Raw genomic sequence first — 26,599 nt, forward strand, 5'->3', positions numbered from 1 at the left:
TTCATCGATCAGGAAAAGGACTAAAATACGGTCAATTAACTCCGCGGAACAATCTACGCATTCTGGCCCAAGCAAAAAATATGACACAAAAAACTAGCCAGCCGTCAACCGATAATAAGACCCGAAAGCAACATCCGCCCAAAAAAAGTTATCACCGTAAAGATAGCAACCATTAAAAACCATAAAACCTCGCCGAAACCTGCGTACTAGCTCTACGCGGTTTCAAGTAATAACTGCAATTTCTTCATGCAGCGAGCAAATCGTCCCGCCGCCCCATAAATAGCTCATTTGGCGATCGTCCACCCCTGGTCGCTCTTGGTCTGCTGTTCAGGCGGTCCATGACAAACTGAACCTGCTCATCCGATACCGTACTGAAGTCCGTTCCCTTCGGGAAATATTGCCGAATAAGACCATTGGTATTTTCATTGATTCCACGCTCCCATGATGCATAGGGATGGGCAAAGTAAATATCCGCCTCCAGTCCTTTCGCGATCTCTTCATGACCGGCAAACTCAAGGCCATTGTCGAACGTGATTGTTTTGACTTTCTCCTTAAGGTGTACCATATGCGCAACCGCTGCAGCGGCGAGCAAGTCGGCTCTCTTGCCCGTCAGCAACACAATGACCGTATACAGCGATTTGCGCTCTACCAGGGTCAATAGCGCACCTTTGCGGCCTTTGCCGATGACTGTATCGCCTTCCCAGTCGCCAATTCGGTTACCCAGGTCAACAACCTCAGGGCGTTCATCAATACTCACTCTGTTCTTGATCTTGCCGCGTTGATCGTTGCTGCCGTAACGCTTGCGGTAGGGCTTTGACGCTACTCGCAGATGCGTATACAAATCGCCGCCATGAGCCTTGTCGGCATAGATCAGCTGATAAATTGTCTCATGATGTAAGGAAATACCCGTACACCGTTTCAGATAATCTGCTACCTGCTGCGGGCTTAACTCCTGCCGGAGCAGCGTTTCAATCTGATCACGTACCTCGTCCGTCACCTTCCGAGCCTTGTGGGCCCCATACCGTCTAACATTCGACAGCTTTTGAGCTTGCCCGGGCCGGTACCCTCGTAGCCCTTTGTTGCGACGCAGCTCTCGACAGATCGTAGAGGGATGCCTTTCCAGAAGTTCGGCAATCTCTATTTGCGAGTGCCCGGCTTTCTTCAGACTATAAATCTGGTATCGTTCGTTCTCGGTCAGCTGGTTGTAGCTCATCAGTGCTTTTCTCTTGGCGGGGAGAAGCGCCGACTCTACCAGCTGGCCTCTCTCTTACCAATTGCACTTATTATCCGAAACCGCGCTATATTTTTTCACAGCTTTCAGCCGCAAACTCTTTATCATAATCATACTTTACATACCCCTGTGCAGTGACAGTACGGGAGCTAGCATGATAAGCATCCTCAATAAAACTATTGAACGGCTTTGCACGCTCAAACCCCCCAGTATCCAATATGGTTTCAAAAAAATCTCCCGCATATAGTGGCTTTTCTCTATTTTCTGAAACAGCTTCCTTCACATGCGGCCGGCGAGATAAAAAGGAATCGGAGACCCAAAATACTACAGGGATATGAAAATTATAGGCCGAGTCAAACCCATGCCCACTCACAGCGCACCCCAAGTCGAAAAGCGTTTGACCATGATCTGACAGGTACCACATTGCAGATACTGAACTTTTCCTTTCACCCTCAAGCTTCAGAGCATCAATAACGGAACTCAAAACAAAATCAGTGTAACGAACACTGTTATCGTATGCATTTTGAAGCACCTCTTTCTGGCTTTTATCGAATAGGTTTCCCGTTTCATTTCGAGGCGGAACCGGCTTAAAGTAGGAGAAATCCTCAGGGTATCTGTAATGGTAGGGGAAGTGACTACCTAGCGTATGAATGATGATGAGCTTTTTTTTCGGTTTTGATTCTTTAACTATTTTCTTAAGCTCACCGAGAACAACTGAATCGTAGACACCACGAATTTGATAAGCGCCCTCATTCAGGTACAAAGTCCTATCTGCCAGACTAGCATAGACCCCCACCATCGTATCGTGAGTCCCAACCGGCATCTGAGTTGACAACCAATATACTTTGAAACCGGCTCGTTTAAAATCGGTGATCCAGCTCCGCTTTAGACGTGATACCGACAGGTCATCAACACTGGTCTTACTCAGAATCGCCGGCACTGCTGTTCTAGTTGCGGCGGAAACGGAGATTGCATTGGTAAAGGTAAACAGATTCGCCTGCTTCGCCAGTAACGGATTTGTGTCTCGCGTATAGCCATTGATAGACCATCGATCGGCACGAGAGGACTCACCAATGACAACAACATAGGTTTCATTCTCTGCCATCGCATCTCTATTAAGCCCAGAATTGAGGGAGGCCACCTGCCTGGCAGAATTTTCGAGAATATTCAGCTCTTGGAAATACTGAACAAATCTTAAAACAAGCCCAAATGGGTATGACTTCACATATTCATCCAAGCCGTAGCCAAACTGTTTGGCGACAAAAATATCCTTCCGCTCATTCGGACTATCTGCTTTATCAACCGAGCTCGCCTGCACACTCTGGTTTGAAACTGTACTAACTACAAGCACGCCGGCGGATATAGAGAGGAGCCACCAGCGGCTCCTGTGCTTCCACCCGACGCCGGACCGGAGCAACATCACAAGCACTATCATCAATACGACGAGATAGCCGAGAAGCCAAAAGAGATTTCCCCAACCGCCGATATAACCAAGGGCTTCACCGTAATTTGTCTCAGTAATAATCGCCAGTATATGTGCGGACGACGGCACGCCATATCGATGGATGTAGATTAGCTCCAGCGGCAACCAGCAGAAAAAGGGCAGATGCAGCAGCATCCAGAAGCCAAAGCGACCAACAAGAGCCAACAAAATCAATTCAAAAACAACAACCGGAAGAAATGGGTGGGCCAACATGACCACATCCAGGCAATCCCAAATAAAGAAAACCGGCTCTTCAAAAAAATTGACGAGATGCACATGTAATTTAAGGAAATAGGCTATATTTGGTAACAGTAAGGCGACAAAAAACAAAAGCCCGAGCAATACCTGCAGCCTTCGATTCAAGCCCAGTAGAAAAAAACGCATAACCTCATCCGAATCTAAGCGGGGCGGTATCTCGCAGAGTGTACAGCCACTTTGAGCATCAATATAGAGCTGCCAACATCCCTACCTTACCCATATAGAATTACCACAGGTAGATTCTTGCTTTAACTTGGGAAATTGCTAACGAAGAGATACTGACAATTTGCGGGTATCGCTGTAGCCGCCATTTTTTTCAGGCAAAGAAAAGGCGGGCAATGCCCGCCTTTCCAAATCTGCCTAGCAGCGCTCCATTAGGTGGAACGGCACTCGGACGGGAAGAACTTGGCAGCATTCGAGTCGCCGACCGCGCACTTCCAGCCCAGCGGGCCATTATAGGACGCAGTGATTGCAGTGGTTCCATCACCCTGCATCGGTGAAAATGAAATGCTAGTAGCATCCAAAGTGGCATCGTTAGTGCCCTGGATAGCCACAGTAATCACACCATTGGCCGCTACAGCTACGCTCTCAACGTATTTGGAAGTAAGAGCAGTCGAAGCATCCAGGCCAGCTTCTGCATTAGTCGTCGGCAGGGTGCCTGTAGACTGATACGCTTCCGCTACTGCGGATTTGGCCTGCGCAGCAAAGCCCAATACTTCGCTCATCTTGGCGCGCTTGGTGTAATCAGAGTAAGCCGGCAGCGCTACCGCAGCCAGAATACCGATGATCGCAACCACGATCATCAATTCAATAAGAGTAAAACCCTGTTGCTTTTTCATTGTAACCGTCTCCATACAGACTTTTTGGTTTGGTTAACCCCGAAACGGAACGCATTCCGTGAGGAAGTCGCCGAACAAGATACAAGGTTTGTGCCAACTCTGGCAAGCGCGGAACTCAACCCGCACCACACAAATGGGAGGAAAGTCATACTCTTAAGACCGCCTATTTTTTGAGCTGCGGAAAATCATGACAGTCTCCAACAACCATTGACAAAAAACGTCACTTTCTGCCGGCAACTTCTTTTATAATTAGCTCACAACTTTTCGAGTTGATCCCCTTAAGTATTTGGCTCTACTGGGGTATTTCGATATATTTGGCCACTTGCTGAGCATATATATCGCCGGTCCTGCCCTGACAGATAGGTAGGAAACCTACCGGCGCTGGCATTATTTGAATAACTTTTAGCGCGGTTCCCCATGAGCAGCACTCCCCTGAGCGGGCTGGCCAAACGACTGGTCGCCGATCAAATTCTGGACGAGGCCACGGCCGTTTCGGCCTCCAAGGCCGCCCGCCGTGAAAACCAGACCTTCGCCCAGCATGCCGTCGAGGCCAAGCTGATCAAGAGCCGCGAGTTGGCTAGTATCGCCTCCCTGGCATTCGGCTCACCGCTGTTCGATCTGGGCAGCTACAACTTTGAACTGATCCCGCGCGACATTCTTGATGAAAAATTAATCAGCAAGCATTTTGCGCTGCCTCTCTATAAGCGGGGCAACCGGCTATTTGTCGCGGTGGCCGATCCGACCAACCTCGCGGGTCTGGACGAGATCAATTTCAATACCGGCCTCAATACCGATGCGGTGCTGGTGGAGGCCGACAAGCTGGCCAAGGCCATCGACAGCTATCTATCCGATAACGGCGATATGGGCAGCGGCCTCGAGGGCATGGACGACGAGGATCTCGATGGCCTTGAAGTGGGTGCAGATGATTCCGACCGGCAGCAGGATGATGATCCCGGCGGCGATGAGGCCCCGGTTGTCCGTTTCGTGAACAAGGTGCTGCTGGATGCGATCCGTACCGGAGCATCGGATATCCACTTCGAACCCTATGAGAAGAGCTACCGGGTGCGCCTGCGCACTGATGGCGTACTGCACGAAGTGGCCAAACCACCGATTCAGTTGGCAGCACGTATCTCCGCGCGCTTGAAGGTCATGTCCAAGATGGATATTTCCGAGCGCCGGGTCCCCCAGGATGGCCGTATCAAGATGAAGTTGTCCAAGACCAAGGCCATCGACTTCCGGGTCAACAGCCTGCCGACGCTGTGGGGAGAGAAAATCGTACTGCGGATTCTCGATCCCTCCTCGGCCAAACTCGGGATCGATGCGCTTGGCTACGAGGATGAGCAGAAAAAGATCTATATGGATGCCCTGGCCCAACCACAGGGGATGATCCTCGTCACCGGGCCCACCGGTTCCGGCAAAACGGTTTCGCTCTATACCGGCCTGAATATCCTCAACACCCCCGAGCGCAATATCTCCACCGCGGAGGATCCGGTGGAAATCAACCTGGAGGGTATCAACCAGGTCAACGTCTCCAACAAGGTGGGGCTCAACTTCGCCGAGGCGTTACGCTCTTTCCTGCGTCAGGACCCGGATATCGTCATGGTTGGTGAGATTCGTGACCTGGAGACGGCGGAAATCGCCATCAAGGCGGCGCAGACCGGCCACCTGGTTTTATCCACACTGCACACCAACTCTGCACCGGAGACATTGACCCGTCTGATGAATATGGGCGTGCCCACGTTCAACATCGCCACCTCCGTCAGCGTGATCATCGCCCAGCGACTGGCACGACGCCTGTGTAACGAGTGCAAAAAACCGGTCAACCTGCCGGATGAAGTGCTGGAGGAAGAGGGATTTGATGCGGTCACCATTGACCGCAAGGAGTGGAAAATATACCAGCCCGTGGGCTGTGAGCACTGCTCCAAGGGTTACAAGGGGCGAGTGGGTGTGTATGAAGTGGTTCGCATCACCGATGGCATCTCAAGAATTATAATGGAAGGGGGCAATTCTATTCAGATTGCCGACCAGGCTCGCGTCGAAGGGTTTAACAACCTGCGCACCTCGGCATTACGCAAGGTCGTAGGCGGTATTACCAGCCTGGAAGAAGCGAACCGGGTAACCAAAGACTAATTTGAAGCTCGTGGAGTCTTTGGGCTCCACGCCCCCAGAATTCCGACCCGCACCGGGATGATGAAATAACAGCAATGGTTTAAAGCGGCGATCGATCCGCGACAATAAATAACGGGAATACAACCATGGCCAATGCCGCAGCAGTCGCATACGTCTACAAGGGAGTGGACACCAAAGGCAAAAAGGTCGAGGGAGAGATCAACGGTACCAGCCCCGCACTGGTCAAGGCGCAACTGCGCAAACAGGGCATAATCGCCAACCGGGTACAGAAGAAGCCCAAACCACTTTTTGGTGGCAAAAAGAAAGTCAAGCCCGCCGATATCGCCATCTTTACCCGCCAACTGGCTACGATGATGAAGGCGGGCGTACCGCTGGTGCAGAGTTTTGAAATCGTCGCCGACGGACTCGACAATCAGGGCGTTAAAGAACTTGTCTTGAAAATTCGCGACGAAGTCGCCTCGGGTACGGCGTTTGCCGATGCGTTGCGTAAACATCCGCTCTATTTTGATGATCTATTCTGTAACTTGGTGGCCTCTGGTGAGCAATCCGGTGCATTGGAAACGATGCTCGATCGTATTGCTACCTACAAAGAAAAAACAGAAGCGCTCAAGTCCAAAATCAAAAAAGCGATGACCTATCCGATCGCAGTGATTGTGGTCGCGATAGTTGTCACCTCTATCCTATTGATCAAGGTGGTTCCACAGTTTGCGGAGACGTTCTCCAGTTTCGGCGCCCAACTGCCGGCCTTCACCCTGTTTGTCGTTGGACTTTCAGAGTGGATGCAGGCCAACTGGTTTATTGCGCTGATCTGTGTAGTCTTCGGTATTGGCGGCCTTGTCGAAGCGAAGAAACGCAACCGGAAAGTAGCCGACTTCTTTGACCGCATGATCCTTAAAATGCCGATTGTTGGCATAATCAATTACAACTCGATTGCAGCCAGGTTCGGTCGTACGCTTTCAACAACCTTTGCTGCCGGTGTGCCGCTGATCGATGCTCTCAAGTCAGTCGCCGGCGCTACCGGCAATGTGATTTACGAAGAAGCAACCCTGAAAATCCGCGACTCCGTGGCTACTGGCATCCCGTTGAATGCCGCTATGCGCCATTCCGGTCTATATCCAACCATGCTGATTCAGATGGCGGCGATCGGCGAAGAATCCGGCGCGCTCGATGAGATGCTCGGCAAGGCTGCCGACTTCTACGAAGACGCGGTCGACAACATGGTCGACAACCTGACTACCCTGCTGGAACCCATGATCATGGCTGTACTGGGTATTCTGGTCGGTGGCCTGATGATTGCCATGTACCTGCCCATTTTCCAGCTGGGCAACGTTGTATAAACCACGTATAAAAAAGAATATGTTTGATAACCTGATATCCCACCAAGCGCTGCTGTTAGGCAGCGCTTTTATTTTAGGCCTGCTCATCGGCAGCTTCCTCAACGTCGTCATCTACCGCCTTCCCATCATGATGGAGCGCGAGTATAAGCGCGATTTTTACAGCTACTTCGATACCAAACCCGAGCCGGGTGAACAGAAGGTGCTGGAAGAAAATTTCAACCTGATACTGCCCCACTCCCATTGCCCCAATTGTGATGCGGAGATCAAGGCCTGGCACAATATTCCGATTGTCAGTTACCTGCTATTGGGCGGTAAATGCCGTTTCTGCGGCACCGCTATTTCCAAGCGCTATCCGCTGGTGGAGCTGGTCACCGGGCTGTTGACGCTGGTCGTAGTATGGCAGCTGGGCTTTACCTGGCAGGCGCTGGCAGGTTGCGTGTTCACCTGGGCGCTGGTGGCATTGACCGGCATCGACTTTGACAAGCAGTTATTGCCGGACCACATTACCCTGCCGTTGCTGTGGGCAGGCCTGCTGATCAACTGCTGGGGTGTGTTTGTGCCGCTCAAGGCAGCGGTGTTCGGAGCCATCGGTGGCTATCTGGCGCTGTGGCTGGTGTTTCAACTGTTCAAGCTGGCCACGGGTAAGGAAGGCATGGGTGCCGGTGACTTCAAGATTCTGGCGGCCATCGGAGCCTGGTTTGGCTGGCAGATGTTACCGCTGGTGATTCTGCTGTCTGCCGCCGTCGGGGCCGTGGCCGGGCTCGCGTGGAGCGCGCTTGCCGGGCGGGACAAGAACCTGCCAATTGCCTTCGGGCCCTATTTGGCCGGGGCCGGCTGGATCGCCATGTTGTGGGGCCACCAGATCGTAAATTGGTATCTGCAAATATCGGGATTGGGGCGTTGAGATCCTGACCGCGAGTGCGGTTTTTTAAGGTCCTCCGGGTGGCGGTTTGGGATTGGGCGGGCCAGAGGTTCGCCCTTTTTGGTTTTTAGCGAGAGGCGGGTCGGGCGTGGGCGAACACAAGTTTCGCCCCAGCGGAACCTCCGTTATGGGCACCTCTACATTGCAGTGTCCTCGTGGTTTTATTCCACCTTTCGCACCTAACGGCCGTTTCTGCAGCGCTAAAGAAGGACAAGGGGATAACTGTGTTTATTGTGGGTCTAACCGGCGGCATCGGCAGCGGCAAGTCAGCGGCGGCGGGCATGTTTCGCGCGCTGGGTGTGAATGTCGTGGATGCGGACTGGGCCGCTCGGGTGGTGGTTGAGCCGGGGCAGCCGGCGCTGGCGGAGATTACGCAGCACTTCGGCCCGGAGGTGCTGCTGGAAAGCGGCGCACTGGATCGCGCCCGCCTGCGGGGGCTGGTATTTGACGATGCGGCCGAACGCGAGTGGCTGGAACAGCTGCTACATCCGCTGATTCGCAAGGAGATCATACGGGCGCTGGAGGAGAGCCGCAGCGCCTACGCAATTCTGGAGTCACCGCTATTGCTGGAATCCGGGCAAGACCAGCTGGTCGATCGGGTCTGCGTCGTGGATCTGCCCGAGGAACTGCAACTACAGCGCGCCAGCGCGCGCGACGGCAGCGATGCAGCACAGATCCGCAAGATTATCGCCGCGCAACTGCCGCGACAGGCACGGCTGGCCAGGGCGGACGATATACTGGACAATGCGGCTGACTTGCCGGAGCTGCAGCGTCAGGTAGACGCCCTGCACCGGCGCTATCTGCAACTGGCCGAATCCAACTGAAGATGTGCTATGAGTAAAGATTCCAACCGCCCCAGCCTCAACTGCCCCAGCTGCAAAAAACCGATTGAGTGGAGCAGCGCGTTTCCCCACCGGCCATTTTGCAGCGAGCGCTGCAAGCTGATTGATCTGGGAGAGTGGGCCGCCGAGGGCCACAGGATTGCCGGAGAACCGGCTTACGACGATGTACTGAGTGGAGAGCTGGGTGACTCTGGCACTCGACACTGAGCTGAAGCCTAGACGCCGCGGCCCGCTGCGCTCAGGCGAATAATCCGGCGTTACCGGGGGAATTAGCGGCCACAGGCAAACTGAACGGCTTCGACAATGGGGCCGTTGGCGTCCGGGAACTGGTAGTTACCCAACTCTGCAACCGCCACCCAGAGGATCTCCTGCCCTTCCCGGCCACTGGCCTCACCGTTAAATTCCGTCACCCACCAGGTATCCAGCAAGACGGTCTTTTCCGGGTAGTCGTGGCGAATTTCCGTCAAGGGCTGCAGCCCGGTCACGTCGATTGCCACCTCTTCCAGCAGTTCACGTGTCAGCGCCTGCTGCACGCTCTCCCCCGCCTCGACCTTACCGCCGGGAAACTCCCAGCGGCCGCCCATGTGCAGGTGATCCAGGCGGCGGGCGATCAGTATCGCTCCGTCCCCGCGCTGTACCACGCCAACCGCGACATGTATCACTTTGCCCATCGCGCTCACCTCAGGTCCGGTATTCGGCATTGATGGTGACGTACTCGTGGGAGAAGTCGCAGGTCCAGATATGTTCACTGCTTTGACCGCGACCCAGATCCACGGTAATGGTGAACTCGGGCCTGGAGAATACCTGCTCGCCGGCCTCTTCGGTGTAGTCCGCCGCCCGACCGCCGGCTTTGACCACTTGCACGTCGTCGAGGAAGATATTCACTTTGGTCGTATCCAGGTTATCCACACCGGCGTTGCCTATGGCCATGACCAGTCGGCCCCAGTTGGGATCCGAGGCGTAAAGCGCAGTTTTGACCAGCGGCGATTCGCCCACTTCGAACGCAACCTTTAACGCCTCGGCACTGCTGGCGGCGCCATTGACCTGTACGGTAACGAACTTGGTTGCACCCTCGCCATCCTTGACGATGGCCTGGGCCAGTTCGATATGTACTGCGGTAACGGCCTCCTGCAACTGCCTGTAGGCATCGCTGTCGGCATCGGTGATTTGTTGGCCGGTGGCGCCGCTGGCAATCAGAACGCAGGCGTCATTGGTAGAGGTGTCACCGTCCACGCTGATGCGATTGAAAGACGCCGCCACCGCGCCTTTAACCAGCTGATCCAGCAGTGGTTGGGCAACTGCGGCGTCGGTGGCAACGTAGGCGAGCATGGTGGCCATATTCGGCTGGATCATACCGGCGCCTTTGGCGATTCCGGCGATACGGATCTGTGCGCCGTCGATTGTCACGTTGCGGCTCGCCATCTTCGGGCGCGTATCCGTCGTCATGATGGCGCAGGCAGCGGCATCCCAGCCATCAGCCTGCAGCGCGGCAGCCGCCGTGGGAATCGCATCCAGCAGTTTCTGCAGTGGCAGATGCTCGCCGATCACGCCGGTGCTGAATGGCAGGACCTGGTGGGCTTCGAGCTGCAGCACTTGCGCCGCTGCCGCGCAACAGGCGCGGGCATCACTGAGCCCCTGGTCACCGGTGGCGGCGTTGGCATTGCCGGCATTGATCAACAGTGCGCGGATATTGCCGTTGCGAAGATGTTCCCTGGCCACGGTTACCGGCGCCGCGCAGAAGGCGTTCTGGGTAAACGTCGCGGAGACGGTGGCGCCTTCGTCAATAGCAATCAGCAACAGGTCGTCGCGCTGCCAGTTCTTGATTTGGGCGGGGACACTGGCGAGGCGAATACCGGGGATTTGGCCGAGACTGGCGGAGGGGGTGGTGTTCTGGGGCATTGATCTTCGCGGCGGTTGGCCGCGCCTGTAAAAATTTCCTTGCCGACGGCAAACCGGCGCGGGCTGGAATCCGGGATAGCCTGTACAGACTTTCCTGGATTCCCGCCCGCGCCGGAATGGCGGGTTTCTATTGTATCAGTGAGCCCCGGGCCCTGGCGTAACAGGCCCGCCCACCGGCCCTCTCCCGCTTATGGGCGAGGGACGCAAGGGTCAACTCTGGGTAGAGGAAGCCAGCTTGCCGTGGCACTGCTTGTACTTCTTGCCGGAACCGCAGGGGCACGGGTCGTTGCGGCCGACTTTGGGGCCGCGCCGTTCCGGCAGCGGCGGCTGTTCGGCCGCGGCTTCCGGCTCGCCAATGCCCGAGGCCTGGGCGTGCTGCATTTCCAGCTGCATACGGCGCTGCTCTTCGAGGCGACGCTGCTCCATCTCTTCCATTTGCTCGCGCGTCATCGGCTCGACGTGAGCCAGCACACGTACCACCTCGTGCTTGAGATTGTCGAGCAGGCTCTGGAACAGGTGGAAAGACTCGCGCTTGAACTCCTGTTTCGGGTTCTTGTTGGCGTAGGCGCGCAGGCCGATACCGGCGCGCAGGTGGTCCATGCTGGACAGGTGCTCTTTCCACAGCTGGTCCAGTACCTGCAACATGATCTGGCGCTCGATGGTCGGCATCAGATTGGCGTCGCCGGAGGATTCGCCAATACGCTCGGATTTGGCCTTGTAGGCGTCCTGGGCGGCGGTGACGATCTTCTCGCGCAGGCCTTCCTCGTGCAGCGTGCGGTCTTCATCCAGCCACTGCTGGACCGGTAGCGGCAGGCCCAGCTCCCCGGCCAGCTGCTTTTCGAGCCCGGGGATATCCCACTGCTCCTCGACACTCTGCGGCGGCACATAGCCGGAAATCAGGTCGTTCACCACATCTTCGCGGATGGCCAGAATGGTGTCGCTGATATTTTCCGATTCCAGCAGTTCGTTGCGCTGGGAATAGATCACCTGGCGCTGGTCGTTGGCCACGTCATCGTATTCCAGCAACTGCTTACGGATATCAAAGTTGCGACCTTCCACGCGGCGCTGGGCTTTCTCGATGGCATTGGAGACCATGCGATGCTCGATGGCTTCGCCCTCCTCCATGCCCAGCATCTGCATAAAGTTCTTCACCCGGTCGGAGGCGAAGATGCGCATCAGGTTGTCTTCCAGAGACAGGTAGAAGCGGGTTACACCCGGGTCGCCCTGACGGCCGGCACGGCCGCGCAGCTGGTTGTCGATACGGCGGGATTCGTGACGCTCGGTACCGATAATGTGCAGGCCGCCGGCCTCGATCACCGTTTCATGGCGCTGCTTCCAGTCCTCGCGGTATTTCGCGATTTCCTCTTCGCCCGGCTCGCGCTGCTCCGTATGGCGCAACTCTTCGACATCCGCTTCCCAGTTGCCACCGAGCACGATATCGGTACCGCGACCGGCCATGTTGGTGGCAATGGTCACGGTGCCGGGGCGGCCGGCCTGGGCAATGATCTGCGCCTCGCGCTCGTGGTACTTGGCGTTCAGCACCTGGTGCTGGATGCCGGCTTTCTGCAGCCGGCGCGACATCTCTTCGGAGGTTTCGATGGAAGCGGTACCGACGAGGACCGGCGCCTGCTTGTCGCGGCAGTACTTCACATCCGCGATGATGGCTTCCATCTTCTCTTCTTTGGTCAGGTAGACCAGGTCGTTCAGGTCGTCGCGCTGCTTGGGCTTGTTGGTGGGGATCACCACCACATCGAGGCCGTAAATCTGGCGGAACTCGAACGCCTCGGTGTCGGCGGTGCCGGTCATACCCGATAGCTTGGGGTAGAAGCGGAACAGGTTCTGGAAAGTGGTGGAAGCGAGAGTCTGGCTCTCGCTCTGGATCTGCACGTTCTCCTTCGCCTCCAGTGCCTGATGCAGGCCCTCGGACAGGCGGCGGCCGGGCATGGTACGGCCGGTGTGTTCGTCGATCAGCACCACCTGGCCGTTCTGGACGATGTAGTCCACATCTTTGTGGAACAGCACATGGGCGCGCAGCGCGGCGTGCACGTGGTGCAGCAGGCCGAGGTTACCCGGCGCGTACAGGGATTCATCCTCGCGCAGCAGACCATTGCGGGACAGCAGGTCCTCGATCAGCTGATGGCCGGCTTCGGTCATCTCCACCTGGCGGGTCTTCTCGTCCACGGTGTAGTGGCCGGTCTCGCCGCCCTCTTCGCCCCGCTCCAGCTGTGGCACCAGCTTGTTCATGGCGATATACAGCTGCGAGGAGTCCTCGGCGGCACCGGAAATAATCAGCGGCGTGCGTGCTTCGTCGATCAGGATGGAGTCCACTTCGTCGACGATAGCGAAATTTTGCGGGCGTTGGGTGCGGTCTTCCTTGCGCAGCACCATATTGTCGCGCAGGTAGTCGAAGCCGAATTCGTTGTTGGTGCCGTAGGTGATATCGGCCTCGTAGGCGGCCTTCTTCTCTTCCGGCGGCTGTTGGGAAACAATGATACCAACGCTCAGACCCAGGAATTCGTACACCGGGCGCATCCAGTTGGCGTCGCGGCTGGCCAGGTAATCGTTGACGGTAACGATGTGCACACCCTTACCTTCCAGCGCGTTCAGGTAGGCCGGCAGTGTGGCTACCAGGGTCTTACCCTCACCGGTGCGCATCTCGGCGATACGGCCCTCGTGCAGTGTCATGCCGCCGATCAGCTGTACATCGAAATGACGCATGCCCAGGGTGCGGTCGCTGGCCTCGCGCACGGCGGCGAAGGCCTCCGGCAGCAACTGGTCTAGCGTGGCGCCATCCGCCAGGCGCTGCTTGAATTCGTCGGTCTTGGCCTTGAGGGCGGCGTCGTCGAGCTGGCGGTACTCCTCCTCCAGCACGTTTACCTTCGCCACCGCGCGGCGCATGCGTTTCAGTTCGCGGTCATTTTTTGAACCAAAGACCGTCTTTATCAGTTTGCCAATCATTATCTAGAAACCACTTGATCTGTATTGTGCCGCGGGCCGTCCGGGGCCCGATCTCTGCGACCGTCGCTCGTTTCACCGAGAGGGGTGCAAGTAAACAGGAAGGCGCAACGACTAGCAACTGTCTCCTCGCGCTACGGGCGCTCATAGAGAAGGTTGTCGGTTGCGCTGGCGGCTCGGGGGCCGCCAGGGGAAGGATAGATGCTATCTGCCGGTGCGGCGGATGTAGGTGGCGGGGTCGACCGCGCGGTCGTTCTTGTACACCTCGAAGTGCACGTGCGGGCCGGTGGAGCGCCCACTGGAGCCCATCAGGGAGATAACCTGGCCCTTCTTGACCACATCACCAACCTTGACCTTTACCTTGCTATTGTGACCGTAGCGGGTCTTATAGCCATTGCCGTGGTTGATCTCCACCAAATTGCCGTAGCCGTAGCGGTCGCCCGCCCAGGTGACGACACCGGCGGCCACCGCCCTGACTTCCGAACCCATTTTGCCGGCAAAATCCAGGCCGTTGTGCCACGCGCGGCGCCCGGTGAACGGGTCGGTGCGATAGCCAAAGTGGGAGGACAGCCAGCCGTGCTTGATCGGGCGGCCGGCAATGAATTGCTCATCCTGCAGATTGCGCTTGGCCAGCAGGGACTCGAGGGTGCCAAGCTGCATCTGGCGGTTATCGATCTGCGCCGCCAGGTTTTTGATCACGTCGATAAACTGCGGCGCCCGGTAGGGCAGATCACCGCTGCCCGGCACATTCGCCTCTTCGGGGCCACCCACAGCCGGCGGCGTCTCGAACTGGAACTCACCCTGATCCAGGTGCGCCACGGTAGTCAGGCGCTCGCCGAGGGCATCGAGGCGGGTCAGGCGGGCCTGCAGCTCCGCCAGTTTGACGGTCAGGGCGCTGAGTTGCTCGTGCGCCTGCTGGTCCGCTTCGTCGATCTGTTCCTGCTGCTTGCGCAGGGCCTTGGTCCAGGCTTTGGCGGTGCGGGCGTCAAAGACATCGCTCTCTGCCACCGGCAGATTCGCCCCCACCAGGAAGGCGCCCACCGGCAGACCGAGCAGACACAGGCCCAGCAGCGCCTTGCTCAGGCCACCAAAGCTGAAGCTGCGCGAAGAACCGCGCTCGTTTACCAGGATTACTTTCATAAAGGCGTGTCGAAAGCCGATTGTTTGTTGTTTTCGTTAGCTTTGCCGCGAAGCGACTTCCCTGCTTCGGTTTTACGCCTGTCCAATGGCTGTAGCTGGCCAATGCATGCACTGTAACACCGGCCAGCCGAAAATAACGGATACAACTGCACATTTCCAATAGCGGACCACGCGGCCCTCTAGGGCGCGCCCCGGGTGCATTCACACTCGAGCGCACCTGCTCCGGCTCCCCTGCCAGAGCGGCAGCGCACCGTGGCCCGCCGCCTATAAAGAAAAAACCGGCAATTTTCGTGCCGGTTTTCTCGCTTCCCGACTCAGACCGCCAGGATAGGTTTGATGTAGGAGATCGGGGCTTCCTTCTCGTCGTCGAAAGTGACCATCTCCCAGGCATCTTCCTGCGCCATCAGAGTGCGCAGCGACTTGTTGTTGAGCGCGTGACCGGACTTGTATGCCTTGAATTCACCGATCAGGCTGGTACCCAGCAGGTACAGGTCGCCGATCGCGTCGAGGATCTTGTGCTTGACGAACTCGTCCTCGTAGCGCAGGCCGCCCTCATTGAGGATGCGGTACTGGTCGATGACGATGGCGTTGTCCACGCTACCGCCCTGCACCAGCCCCTTGGATCGCAGGTACTCGATCTCGTGCATGAAACCGAAGGTGCGCGCGCGGCTGACTTCCTTCACGAAGGAAGTGCTGGAAAAGTCCACCGAGGAACTCAGGTTGCGCCCCTGGAACACCGGGTGATCAAAATCGATGGTGAAAGACACCTTGAAACCATTGAACGGCAGGAAGCTGGCCACTTTGTCGCCCTCCTCCACCGTAACCGGCTTCTTGATGCGCAGGAATTTCTTCGCCGCGGCCTGTTCCTGAATACCAGCCGACTGGATCAGGAATACAAACGGACCGGCGCTGCCGTCCATGATCGGCACTTCCTGGGCAGACAGCTCGACAATCGCGTTGTCGATCCCCAGACCGGCCATCGCCGACAGCAGGTGCTCGACTGTAGCGATGCGCACGTCGTCTTTCACCAGCGTGGTGGACAGCAGGGTATCGCCCACGTTTTCCGCACGGGCTTCAATCTCGACCACCGGGTCAAGGTCAACCCGGCGAAATACAATGCCAGTATCCACAGGTGCCGGTTTCAGGGTCAGGACGACCTTTTTGCCGGTGTGGAGACCCACGCCAGTGGCGCGGATAGCATTTTTTAGGGTGCGCTGTTTGATCATGTATCTGTTGTTTCCCGTCGAATAGGCGGCACACAGGCCGCAGCAAGCCGGCGATCATAGCAGAAAATTAACGCCAAAACCATGTTCGGCCTGACAGTCATTTCAGCTTATCGCTCCACTCCTTCAGAATAGCTCAGTGCGAAGACTGTAGCGCCAAGGCTCTGACCATAGCTTAAGGCGCGTTCTCTATTTTCCCCTGTAAATAATTGTTAACCGGGTTCTGACCGGCGAGTCCTGAAACGGCAAAACCCGCCGGCCGACGCGATATTCCGCATGGCAAAAGCCAGCGGAAAGCGCGCGGCGGGCGGGTTCCTTCCCGGATCCCGGAATACTGCCGCTTGAGCGGCTATCCCGCGCTCACTGAACCCCGCGCAGTCGAAGCGGACCCGGCCCGGGGGCCGAGCGGGACATGAGCGGTATGTTTGCCTCTGCGGGCGCGGCGGTTCAGCGCACGGCTGTCAGTCCGCCTGGCGGCGCAGGAAGGCCGGGATATCCAGGTACTCCATATCGGCATCTGCCGGGTTCAGTGTCGGCGCCGGGCGCTTGGTGCGCTCGCTCTCCGCGCGTGTACGCGGATCGGCAGTGTCGCGACCGGGCAGAGGGCTGCCTGCCTGGGGCTCGCGCGCCTCACGGTTTTCACGACCTTCGTGCAGCTGCGGGCGGCGGGCGGTGTTATCCACAACCTTGGTCGGACGCGCCGCCTGCTGGGCACCGTCGCCGAGGCCCGCGGCGACCACGGTCACGCGCATCTCGTCACCGAGCTTGTCGTCCACGGCGGTGCCGATGACGACAGTCGCTTCGTCGGAGGCGATTTCCTGCACGATTTCGCCCACCTCGGAGTATTCGCCCAAGGTCAGCTCCTGACAGCCACCCTCCTCGCTGCCGGTAATGATATTCACCAGGATACCGCGGGCACCCTGCAGATTGACGTTGTCCAGCAGAGGGCTGCGCACAGCCTTCTCGGCTGCCTCGCGGGCACGATTCTCGCCCACGGCCGCGCCGGAGCCCATCATCGCCATGCCCATTTCAGACATCACCGTGCGCACATCGGCAAAGTCTACGTTCATGATGCCCGGGCGGATCATCAGGTCGGCGATACCCTGCACCGCACCCAGCAGGACATTGTCGGCCTCCTTGTAGGCGGACTTCATGGTGATCTTGTTGCCCAACACCTCCAGCAGGCGGTCGTTGGGAATGGTGATCAGCGAGTCCACCTTGTCGCGCAGCTCGAGGATCCCCTCTTCCGCTACCAGGGAGCGCTTTTTGCCCTCGATCTTGAACGGGCGGGTGACCACAGCCACGGTCAGGATCCCCAGGTCTTTAGCGATCTCGGCAACAATCGGCGCACCACCGGTGCCAGTGCCACCGCCCATACCCGCGGTAATGAACACCATATCGGCGCCCTGCAGGACCTCGGCAATGCGCTCGCGATCCTCGATTGCCGACTGTCGGCCCACGTCCGGGTTGGCACCGGCACCGAGACCGCGGGTAATGGTGTTACCCAGTTGCAGGATGGTGCGCGCCTCGATGTCCTTGAGCGCCTGAGCGTCAGTGTTCGCGCAGATGAAATCCACCCCCTGCACCTCACTGACGATCATGTGCCTGACGGCATTGCCGCCACCACCGCCGACACCGATCACTTTGATGACAGGCTTGTCCTGTACGCTATCGACTAGTTCGAACATCTCTGTTCCCCTTTTTTGCTCATGTCAAAATTTATAATTCAATCCCTAAACACTCTTTCACCGGCCGGGATCGCTGAACAACACCACCAGGCACAGTCGTCTTTCAATGATTCCTACATGTTGCCCCGGAACCACTGTTTCACCTTGTCCCACCACTGGTTGTCATTGTGTAGCGGCCGCGGCACATTGCGCTCGCCGGCCTCTGCCTGGCGCATCGCGTACATCAGCAGGCCGACACCGGTGGAGTAGATCGGGTTGCTGACAATATCGGTCAGCCCCGCCATCCCCTGGGGTACCGCCAGGCGCACCGGCATATGGAAAATCTCCTCTGCCAGTTCCACTGCGCCCTCCATTTTTGAAGAGCCGCCGGTCAGCACCACACCCGCGGCACACAGGTCTTCGAAACCACTGCGGCGCAGCTCCGCCTGCACCAGCGTAAACAGCTCGTCATAGCGCGGCTCCACCACCTCGGCCAGCGCCTGGCGGGACAGGTCGCGCGGAGCCCGATCACCGACGCTCGGCACCTTGATGGTCTCGCCCTCGCGCGCCAGCTTGGCCAGCGCGCAGGCGTATTTGATTTTCAGGTCTTCCGCGTGTGGCGTCGGCGTGCGCAGGGCCATGGCAATATCGTTGGTCACCTGATCGCCGGCGATCGGAATCACCCCGGTGTGACGAATGGACCCGCCGGTAAACACGGCGATATCGGTGGTACCGCCGCCGATGTCGACCATGCACACACCCAGCTCTTTTTCGTCATCGGTCAGTACCGCGTAGCTGGAAGCCAGCTGCTCGAGAATGATGTCCTCCACTTCCAGGCCACAGCGGCGAATACATTTCTCGATATTCTGCGCCGCATTGACCGCGCCGCTGACCAGGTGCACCTTCGCCTCCAGGCGCACACCGGACATGCCCAGCGGCTCCTTGACGCCCTCCTGATTGTCGATCAGGAATTCCTGCGGCAGCGTGTGCAGGATTTTCTGGTCCGCGGGAATTGCCACTGCGCGCGCCGCGTCGATGACCCGATCGAGATCCTGCTGGGTAACTTCACGGTCCTTGATCGCGACAATACCGTGGGAATTCAGGCTGCGAATATGGCTGCCGGCAATGCCTGCGTAGACCGAGTGTATCTCACAACCGGCCATCAGTTCGGCTTCCTCCACCGCGCGCTGGATCGACTGCACCGTGGATTCGATATTTACCACCACGCCTTTTTTCATACCGGTGGATCGATGCGAGCCGATACCGACAATATTCAGCTCGCCATCACCGGACACTTCGCCGACGATCGCAACCACTTTGGAAGTGCCGATATCCAGACCCACGATCATGCGGTGATCGGATGCTTGTGTCATTTTTGTACCAACCTCGCTGAACTGAACTCCGGATCGCATTCCCAATAACGGCCCAGAACCCAGCGCTCGCTTTAAAATTTTTGTATCGACGGCTCTGCAGCCGACTTCAGTATTACTTTTTGCTTTCCTTCCACTGCACTGCAACTGCGTTGCTGTAGCGCGTATCGATCCGCGCGATCTGGTCCATGTGTTGCGCCAGCAAGCCGTGACTCAACTTCAGGAAACGATTGACCCGCTCCAGCAGTTCATCGTGCCCCAGGCGCAGCACCACGCCGGAAACCAGCTCCAGCCGCCAGCCGCCGAGTTCATCGAACGACAGGCGCTTCACTTCCATATCCCGCGTGGTCAGTAACCCCGCGAGCGCCTGGTATTGCGCCACAATGCGCTCCACCAGTTCCTCGTCGCCGGCCAGTTCCGGCAAGCGACCAACCTGCATCTGCGCCGGCCGTGGCAGTAACTTGCCACTCGCCACCAGCAATTTGTCCTTGCCCCAAACCGCCAGCGGCTGTGCCTCGCGCACTGTCACCAACACGCCGCGCGGCCAGCGACGGTTGATCGATACATCCGTGATCCACGGATTGCGCAACAGCGCTTTGCGCATGCCGCGGATATCCGCGGTGAAAAAACCCCGCCGCAGGTACGGCAGCAGCGTCTCCTCGATCTGCCGCTGGGTGACGGCCCGGAAAGGTCCCTCTACCCTGACCTGGTCCAGCGCATCGACGCGGCTGAGTTTTTCCACCGGGGTCTGCCGCCAGAGCCACAGGCCGCCATAACTCAATCCGGCCAGCACACCCACAGCCAATGCGACGACCAGCAGCGGCCGCCAGTTGCGCCGCGGCGCGCCGGGTTCCGGCAGCGCGCGTGCACCGCGCACCTTGTGTTTCTTGCCGTCGACACGTTTCTTTTTCGCCATGTCGATCAAAGACTCCCGTCCGACACGCCGCTGTTATTCCTTCTCGCCCAGGCGCCAACTGGCCAGTTGCTGTGCCAGTGCACCGACATTGCCCGCGCCCTGGGTCAACACGATATCGCCCGGCTCGATCAGGTCCGCCAGAAGCGGGGGCACCTGATCAATCGTCTCGACAAAAATCGGATCCACCTGGCCGCGATTGCGCAGGCTGCGCGCCAGGGTGCGACTGTCGGCACCCGGGATCGGCGTTTCTCCGGCGCTGTATACATCCAGCAGAATCAGTTTGTCCACCTCGGAAAGCACCTGCACGAAATCCTCGAACAGATCGCGGGTGCGCGTGTAGCGGTGCGGCTGATAAATCATTACCAGGCGGCGCTCCGGCCAGCCGTCGCGCACCGTCTGCACGGTCGCCGCCACTTCGCGCGGGTGGTGGCCGTAGTCATCCACCAGCATGGCCTTTTCCGCACCCGCGTCATCGCTGACGGCATACTCGCCGTAAATCTGGAAACGCCGGCCAACGCCCTGAAAGCCTCGCAGGCCCTCGCGGATGGCATCATCACTGACGCCCTCCTCGGTCGCCACGGCGATGGCCGCGGTCGCGTTCAGCACATTGTGGATACCCGGCACATTCACGCACACGTCCAGGCGCTTGCCATCGGGGCGCTGCACGCTAAAGTGACTGCGCAGCGGCTCCTGTTTCACCTCGACGATGCGGAAGTCGTTGCCCTCGTCAAAACCGTAAGTGGCCACCGGACGCGAGAAACGCGGAATCACTTCGCGCACATTGGCGTCGTCCCCGCACACCACCACCAGGCCGTAGAAAGGCAGGTTGTGCACGAAGTCGACAAAAATCTGTTTCACCTTTTCGAAGTCGCCGCCATAGGTTTCCATATGGTCGGCATCGATATTGGTGATGACCGTGACCATCGGCTGCAGGTGAATAAACGAGGCATCGCTCTCATCCGCCTCCGCCACCAGGTAACGGCTCTCCCCAAGCGCCGCATTGGCACCGGCGGCGTTCACCAGGCCGCCGATCACGAATGTCGGGTCTTTCTTGTCCGCCGCCAGAATCGAGGCAATCAGGCTGGTGGTGGTGGTCTTGCCATGGGTACCCGCCACCGCAATGCCGTAGCGGTAACGCATCAGCTCGCCGAGCATTTCCGCGCGGCGCACGACCGGGATACGGCTTTCCAGTGCCGCCTGCAGCTCCGGGTTGTCACCGTGAATCGCCGACGAGTTCACCACCACATCGACACCGCGAATATTGTCGGCGCTGTGGCCTATCTGCACCTTGATACCCAGCTTGCGCAGTCGCTCGGTCACCGACGACTCACGCAAATCGGAGCCGGACACTTCGTAGCCCTGGTTCTGCAGTACTTCGGCGATACCGCTCATGCCGGCACCACCGACACCGATAAAATGAATGCGGCGGATGCGACGCATGGTCGGCACGTGGAAGCGGGCGTTGTCTGTACTGTTATCTGCAGTCATTTTCTCTCTACCTCATTGCGCCGCAATCAGTTCGCCGCAGGCTTCCAGCACCCGCTGCGTCGCATCGATTTTCGCCACCCCGCGGGCAGCCTTGGCCATCGCCAGTAATTTCAGCGGCTTCGCAAACAGCCCTTCGAGCAGTTGCGCCAGCTCTTCCGCGTTCAAAGTGTCCTGCTGCAACACCACGGCGCCGCCGGCGCGCTGCAACCACTCGCCGTTTTTGGTCTGGTGGTCATCGATCGCAAACGGAAACGGCACCATGATTGCGCCGACGCCGGCCGCGGCAATCTCGGAAACCGTCAAGGCACCCGCGCGGCAGATAATCAGGTCGGCCGCGCCGTAGGCCGCGGCCATATCGGCGATAAACGGCACCACCTCTGCCTCGACCCCGGCCTGCTGGTAGGACTTGCGCGCGATATCCAGGTGGCGTTTACCAGCCTGGTGGATCACTTGCGGGCGCAATGCCACCGGCAGCAGCGACAGCGCCTGGGGCACCAGCTCATTGATGGCCACAGCGCCGAGGCTGCCGCCCAGCACCAGCAGGCGCAGCGGCTGTACTTTGCCAATGCGCTGCTCCGGCGCTGGCAGCGCGGCAATTTCGTCGCGTACCGGATTGCCCACCTGCTCGCCGCCGGGCAGCCCGCTGGGGAAGGCTTCCAGCACGCGATTGGCGATACGCGCCAGCAGCCGGTTAGTGGTGCCGGGCACCGCGTTCTGCTCGTGAATAATCAGTGGAATACCACTGATGCGCGCGGCCACGCCGCCGGGGCCGGTGGCGAAGCCACCAAAGCCCAGTACCGCGTCCGGCGCCACCCGCTTGATCACCGCGCGCGCCTGCGACACGGCGCGGGCAATCTGCAGCGGCGCCTTCAACAGCGCCAACTTGCCCTTGCCGCGTACCCCCTCAACGGTAATAAAGTGCAGCTCGATGCCCGCTTCAGGAATCAGCTGTGCCTCGATACCGCGCCGGGTTCCCAGCCATTCCACCTGGGCGCCTTCATTCATCAGCGCCCGCGCCACCGCCAGCGCGGGAAACACATGACCGCCGGTACCACCGGCCATGAGCAGAAATTTCTTGTTGGAGAAGCGCCCGTTCACATCACTCATCAGGCAGCCTCCTCTTTGACCGCGCGATCACCCAGCTGCAGCGGATTGAATATCGGCAGCTGGCGGATCATACCGACACCACCTTCCTGTTCGCCTTTCGCGGCACGCAGCTCCGCCTGGATACGCAGAGCCAGTGCAAACAGGCTGCAGCAAATTACCAGGCTGCTGCCACCGGAGCTGACAAAGGGCAGGGTCAGCCCCTTGGTGGGCAACAGGCCCGAAGCCACGCCCATATTCACAAATGCCTGGCCGGCCAGCAGCACGGCGATACCGAACGCCAGCAGCGCAGCAAAAAACTTCTGTTGCGCCAGCGCCTCACGCACCAGCCGCAACAGCGCCCAGGTGAGCGCCGCAAACAGCCCGATCACCACCAGGCCACCCGCCATGCCCCACTCTTCAGAGAGGATGGCGAAAATAAAATCCGTGTGCGCCTCCGGCAGGTAAAACAATTTCTGCACACTGTTGCCGAGGCCGACGCCGAACCACTCGCCGCGTCCGAAAGCGATCAGCGACTGGGTCAGCTGGTAGCCGCTGGCGAACTGGTCGCCCCACGGATCCAGGAATGTCATCAGCCGCTGCAAGCGGTAGGGGCTGAGCAGCGCCAGCAATGCCAGCGCGCTGGCGGCCAGCGCCACCAGCAAAAAGGTGTGTGGCAACCGCGCGCCGGCGAGAAATACCATCGCCAGCACGGTCCCGGAAATCACCACTACCGAACCAAAGTCCGGCTGTCCCAGCAGCAGCAGCGCGGCGAAGCCGAGAATCACCACCGGAATCATGAAACTGCTCCAGTGGCGCAACTGCTGATTGCGGCGCGTCAGGAAGCTGGCAAAGAACACCAGCAGGCAGAACTTCGCCACTTCCGCCGGCTGTACCGTGATCGGGCCGAATGCCAGCCAGCGGCGGCTACCGTTGACCTCGCGGCCGATGCCCGGGATCAGCACCACCAGCAGCAGCAGGCAGCTGAAAATCAGCAGCGGCCAGGACAGCCGTGACCACACCGACAGCGGTATCTGGCTAACCACCAGTGCCGCAACAGCGCCGAAGCCCAGGAACATCAGGTGGCGCTTGAGGAAAAACCACGGATCGCCGTAGACATCGGCGGCAAAGGCGATCGACGCCGAGGCCACCATCACCACGCCGATACTCATCAGCGCCAGTACGCAGAACGGCAGCACCCAGTCGGCACGGTTGTCCGCGGCGACGCTCGGCGGGGTTTCCGGTACCCGGCTCATTGGCCACCTCCGGCTGGTGCAGTGTCCAGCGCCGCGACAGCGCGGCGGAAATCGTCGCCACGCGCTTCGAAGTTGCGGTACATATCGAAGCTGGCACAGGCGGGCGACAGCAGCACAAAGTCGCCCGGCCGCGCCAGCGCACGGGCGCAAGCAACGGCGGCGTCCATCGACGCGGCGCTGTGACTATCCACCAGGCCATCAAAAACGGCGGCAATACGCGGGCCGTCTGCGCCGATAGTCACCAGCGCGCGCAACGCGCCCGCGGCTTCGGCCAGCGGGGCAAAATCCGCACCCTTGCCATCGCCCCCGGCAATCAACACGATCTTGCGTTCTTCGGTGGCCAGCCCGTCGAGCGCGGCGCGGGTCGCGCCCACATTGGTACCCTTGGAATCATTGACGAAAGTTACTCCGTCGAGATCGAGCACTCGCTCGCAGCGGTGCGGCAGGCCATTGAAGCGGCGCAGTACCGACTGCATCGCCGCCAGCGGCAGGCCGACGGCACTGCCGAGCGCCAGCGCCGCCAGCGCGTTGGCCACATTGTGGCGGCCGACCATTGCCAGGGCGCTGACCGGCAGCAGTTTGTCACTGCCCTGCACCAGCCACTCTGTTGAGTTTCCGCTTTCGCGGCCGCCATCCGCGAACGCTTGCACACCGAACTGCTGCAGATCGGGCTTGTCCAGACCGAAACTCCATTCCCGACTGCCCCGCGACAGCGGGCCGCGGGTCAGCGGGTCGGCGCGGTTGACCACCAGCTGCTGCGCGTTGCGGTAAATACGCTGCTTGGCGCGATGGTAATCGGCCAGGCTGGCGTAGCGGTCCATATGGTCCGCACTCAGGTTCAGAATTGTCGCCGCGGTTGGCACCAGCGAACTGGTGGTTTCCAGCTGGAAACTGGACAGCTCCAGCACAAACAGCTGCGGCAACGACTGCCATTCGCCTTGCGCCGACGTCTCGCTTTTGCCTCGCGCTGAGGGCTCTAGCAAATCCAGCACCGGCACGCCGATATTGCCACCCACACGCACGTCCACGCCGGCGGCTGCGGCCATCTCGCCCACCAGGGTGGTCACGGTGCTCTTGCCATTGGAGCCGGTGATCGCCACCAGCTTCGGCGGTTGCGCGAGCTTGTTCAGCGCACGCGCAAACAATTCGATATCGCCGACCACCGGAATACCGGCAGCGACAGCCTGCTGCAGCGCCGGCTCGGCGAGGGCGATACCGGGGCTGGCAATAATCTCGCTGGCCGCGAGCAGGGTCTCGGCATTGAGCGGACCGGTTTCCACCGGTACGTCGGGGAATTCCGCATGGAACTGTTCCAGCCCCGGCGGCTGGCTGCGGCTGTCGACAACGACGGGCACAAAACCGGTACGCAGCAGGAAGCGCACGACCGATTGCCCGGTAGCGCCCATGCCGATTACCACTTTTTTGTCCGACGTTGCGATCAGTGACATTTTCCCGTTAACCGCCCTTAGCGCAGTTTCAGAGTCGCGAGGCCCAACAGGACCAGAATCACGGTAATGATCCAGAAGCGCACGATCACGCGCGGCTCCGGCCAGCCTTTCAATTCAAAATGGTGGTGCAGCGGCGCCATCCGGAAGATGCGCTTGCCGGTCAGCTTGAACGACGCCACCTGCAGGATCACCGACACGGTTTCCATCACGAACACGCCGCCCATGATGAACAGCACGATTTCGTGACGGATGATCACCGCGATAATGCCGAGCGCTGCACCCAGCGCCAGCGCGCCCACATCGCCCATAAAGACCTGGGCCGGATAGGTGTTGAACCACAGGAACCCGAGCCCGGCGCCACCGAGTGCGGCGCAGAATACCGACAGCTCGCCGGCACCGGCGATAGACGGAATATGCAGGTAGGTGGCGAACTCGGCGTGGCCGACCAGATAGGCGATGATGCCGAGCGCTCCCCCCACCATTACCGTGGGCATGATTGCGAGACCATCGAGGCCGTCGGTCAGGTTGACCGCATTGCTAGAGCCCACGACGACGAAATAGGTCAGCAGGATGAAAGTCACCGGCCCCATATTGATCGCCACGTCTTTGAAAAACGGTACGAAGAACTGGGTCTCCGCCGGACTGGTGGCGCTCATGTACAGGTAGATGGCGGCGCCGAGACCGGCAATGGACTGCCAGAAATACTTCCAGCGCGCGATCAGGCCGCGCGGGTTTTTCTCTACAACTTTCTTGTAGTCATCGACAAAGCCCACGGCCCCGAACACAAACGTCACCAGCAGTGTCACCCACACGTAGCGGTTGCTGAGATCGGACCACAACAGCGCCGCGGAAAAAATGGAGGCAAGAATCAGCGTGCCACCCATGGTCGGCGTGCCGGATTTGCTCAGGTGCGTCTGTGGACCGTCGTCGCGCACGGCCTGACCCACCTGCAACTGGTTCAGCCAGGTGATCATACGTGGACCCACTATCAGGGAAATACCCAGCGCAGTCAGCGCACCCAGAATCGCCCGCACAGTCAGGTAATCGAACACCGCGAAGGTGCTCACATATTGTCGTAAATACTCTGCCAGCCAAAGCAGCATGTCTTTTCC

The 26,599-nt window shown here is 59.0% G+C and carries 21 protein-coding genes; 5 read left to right on the forward strand and 16 right to left on the reverse strand.

Features of this window, described 5'->3' with window-relative positions:
• Nucleotides 1-244: 244 nt before the first annotated feature.
• The 3 genes from ABDK11_RS13990 to ABDK11_RS14000 all read right to left on the reverse strand — a co-directional run bounded on the left by ABDK11_RS13990 (nt 245) and on the right by ABDK11_RS14000 (nt 3,811).
• Complete coding sequence (locus ABDK11_RS13990) at nt 245-1,213, reverse strand: IS30 family transposase (RefSeq protein ID WP_346836609.1); 969 nt, start codon at nt 1,211-1,213, stop codon at nt 245-247.
• 85 nt (nt 1,214-1,298) lie between these two features.
• A complete protein-coding gene (locus tag ABDK11_RS13995) occupies nt 1,299-3,098 on the reverse strand; it encodes a phosphoethanolamine transferase (protein WP_346837132.1) in 1,800 nt (599 codons plus the stop codon).
• A gap of 248 nt (nt 3,099-3,346) precedes the next feature.
• Nucleotides 3,347-3,811, reverse strand: coding sequence for a pilin (locus ABDK11_RS14000; protein WP_346837133.1), 465 nt, complete (start codon nt 3,809-3,811; stop codon nt 3,347-3,349).
• 417 nt (nt 3,812-4,228) lie between these two features.
• On the opposite strand from ABDK11_RS14000, the gene pilB reads away from it, so the two are divergent.
• The 5 genes from pilB (at nt 4,229) to yacG (ending at nt 9,249) form a co-directional block, all read left to right on the forward strand.
• Nucleotides 4,229-5,941, forward strand: coding sequence for a type IV-A pilus assembly ATPase PilB (gene pilB / locus ABDK11_RS14005; RefSeq protein WP_346837134.1), 1,713 nt, complete (start codon nt 4,229-4,231; stop codon nt 5,939-5,941).
• Between the two features lie 125 nt (nt 5,942-6,066).
• On the forward strand, nt 6,067-7,278 hold the full coding sequence (locus tag ABDK11_RS14010) for a type II secretion system F family protein (protein ID WP_346837135.1): 1,212 nt from the start codon (nt 6,067-6,069) through the stop codon (nt 7,276-7,278).
• Nucleotides 7,279-7,297: 19 nt separating this feature from the next.
• Nucleotides 7,298-8,182, forward strand: coding sequence for an A24 family peptidase (locus ABDK11_RS14015; protein WP_346837136.1), 885 nt, complete (start codon nt 7,298-7,300; stop codon nt 8,180-8,182).
• 242 nt (nt 8,183-8,424) lie between these two features.
• A complete protein-coding gene (gene coaE, locus ABDK11_RS14020; protein WP_346837137.1) occupies nt 8,425-9,024 on the forward strand; it encodes a dephospho-CoA kinase in 600 nt (199 codons plus the stop codon).
• 9 nt (nt 9,025-9,033) lie between these two features.
• Nucleotides 9,034-9,249, forward strand: a complete 216-nt coding sequence (gene yacG, locus ABDK11_RS14025) for a DNA gyrase inhibitor YacG (protein WP_346837138.1) — start codon at nt 9,034-9,036, stop codon at nt 9,247-9,249.
• A 62-nt stretch (nt 9,250-9,311) separates the two neighbouring features.
• Here yacG and mutT read toward each other — a convergent pair whose 3' ends face one another.
• The 13 genes from mutT to mraY form a co-directional block, all read right to left on the reverse strand.
• On the reverse strand, nt 9,312-9,713 hold the full coding sequence (mutT, locus tag ABDK11_RS14030; protein WP_346837139.1) for an 8-oxo-dGTP diphosphatase MutT: 402 nt from the start codon (nt 9,711-9,713) through the stop codon (nt 9,312-9,314).
• Nucleotides 9,714-9,723: 10 nt separating this feature from the next.
• Nucleotides 9,724-10,941, reverse strand: a complete 1,218-nt coding sequence (gene argJ, locus ABDK11_RS14035) for a bifunctional glutamate N-acetyltransferase/amino-acid acetyltransferase ArgJ (protein ID WP_346837140.1) — start codon at nt 10,939-10,941, stop codon at nt 9,724-9,726.
• A 210-nt stretch (nt 10,942-11,151) separates the two neighbouring features.
• Nucleotides 11,152-13,899 (reverse strand): preprotein translocase subunit SecA, encoded by a 2,748-nt coding sequence (gene secA, locus ABDK11_RS14040; protein WP_346837141.1) that lies wholly within the window; start codon nt 13,897-13,899, stop codon nt 11,152-11,154.
• 201 nt (nt 13,900-14,100) lie between these two features.
• Complete coding sequence (locus ABDK11_RS14045) at nt 14,101-15,036, reverse strand: M23 family metallopeptidase (protein WP_346837142.1); 936 nt, start codon at nt 15,034-15,036, stop codon at nt 14,101-14,103.
• Between the two features lie 314 nt (nt 15,037-15,350).
• On the reverse strand, nt 15,351-16,262 hold the full coding sequence (lpxC, locus tag ABDK11_RS14050; RefSeq protein WP_346837143.1) for a UDP-3-O-acyl-N-acetylglucosamine deacetylase: 912 nt from the start codon (nt 16,260-16,262) through the stop codon (nt 15,351-15,353).
• A 458-nt stretch (nt 16,263-16,720) separates the two neighbouring features.
• On the reverse strand, nt 16,721-17,947 hold the full coding sequence (gene ftsZ / locus ABDK11_RS14055; RefSeq protein WP_346837144.1) for a cell division protein FtsZ: 1,227 nt from the start codon (nt 17,945-17,947) through the stop codon (nt 16,721-16,723).
• 113 nt (nt 17,948-18,060) lie between these two features.
• On the reverse strand, nt 18,061-19,299 hold the full coding sequence (gene ftsA, locus ABDK11_RS14060) for a cell division protein FtsA (RefSeq protein WP_346837145.1): 1,239 nt from the start codon (nt 19,297-19,299) through the stop codon (nt 18,061-18,063).
• 112 nt (nt 19,300-19,411) lie between these two features.
• Nucleotides 19,412-20,212 carry an FtsQ-type POTRA domain-containing protein gene (locus ABDK11_RS14065; protein WP_346837146.1) on the reverse strand — a complete coding sequence of 267 codons (801 nt, stop codon included), beginning with the start codon at nt 20,210-20,212 and terminating at the stop codon, nt 19,412-19,414.
• A 33-nt stretch (nt 20,213-20,245) separates the two neighbouring features.
• Nucleotides 20,246-21,700, reverse strand: a complete 1,455-nt coding sequence (gene murC, locus ABDK11_RS14070) for a UDP-N-acetylmuramate--L-alanine ligase (protein WP_346837147.1) — start codon at nt 21,698-21,700, stop codon at nt 20,246-20,248.
• 12 nt (nt 21,701-21,712) lie between these two features.
• Complete coding sequence (gene murG / locus ABDK11_RS14075) at nt 21,713-22,807, reverse strand: undecaprenyldiphospho-muramoylpentapeptide beta-N-acetylglucosaminyltransferase (protein ID WP_346837148.1); 1,095 nt, start codon at nt 22,805-22,807, stop codon at nt 21,713-21,715.
• A complete protein-coding gene (gene ftsW, locus ABDK11_RS14080; protein ID WP_346837149.1) occupies nt 22,807-24,039 on the reverse strand; it encodes a putative lipid II flippase FtsW in 1,233 nt (410 codons plus the stop codon). The genes murG and ftsW overlap by 1 nt, the downstream gene beginning before the upstream one ends.
• Nucleotides 24,036-25,487: a UDP-N-acetylmuramoyl-L-alanine--D-glutamate ligase gene (gene murD / locus ABDK11_RS14085; RefSeq protein WP_346837150.1), complete on the reverse strand. Its 1,452-nt coding sequence runs from the start codon at nt 25,485-25,487 to the stop codon at nt 24,036-24,038. Before murD ends, ftsW begins: the two co-directional genes overlap by 4 nt.
• 17 nt (nt 25,488-25,504) lie before the next feature.
• Nucleotides 25,505-26,590 carry a phospho-N-acetylmuramoyl-pentapeptide-transferase gene (gene mraY / locus ABDK11_RS14090; RefSeq protein WP_346837151.1) on the reverse strand — a complete coding sequence of 362 codons (1,086 nt, stop codon included), beginning with the start codon at nt 26,588-26,590 and terminating at the stop codon, nt 25,505-25,507.
• Nucleotides 26,591-26,599: the final 9 nt, after the last annotated feature.

The organism is Microbulbifer sp. SAOS-129_SWC (assembly GCF_039696035.1).
Lineage (GTDB): Bacteria > Pseudomonadota > Gammaproteobacteria > Pseudomonadales > Cellvibrionaceae > Microbulbifer.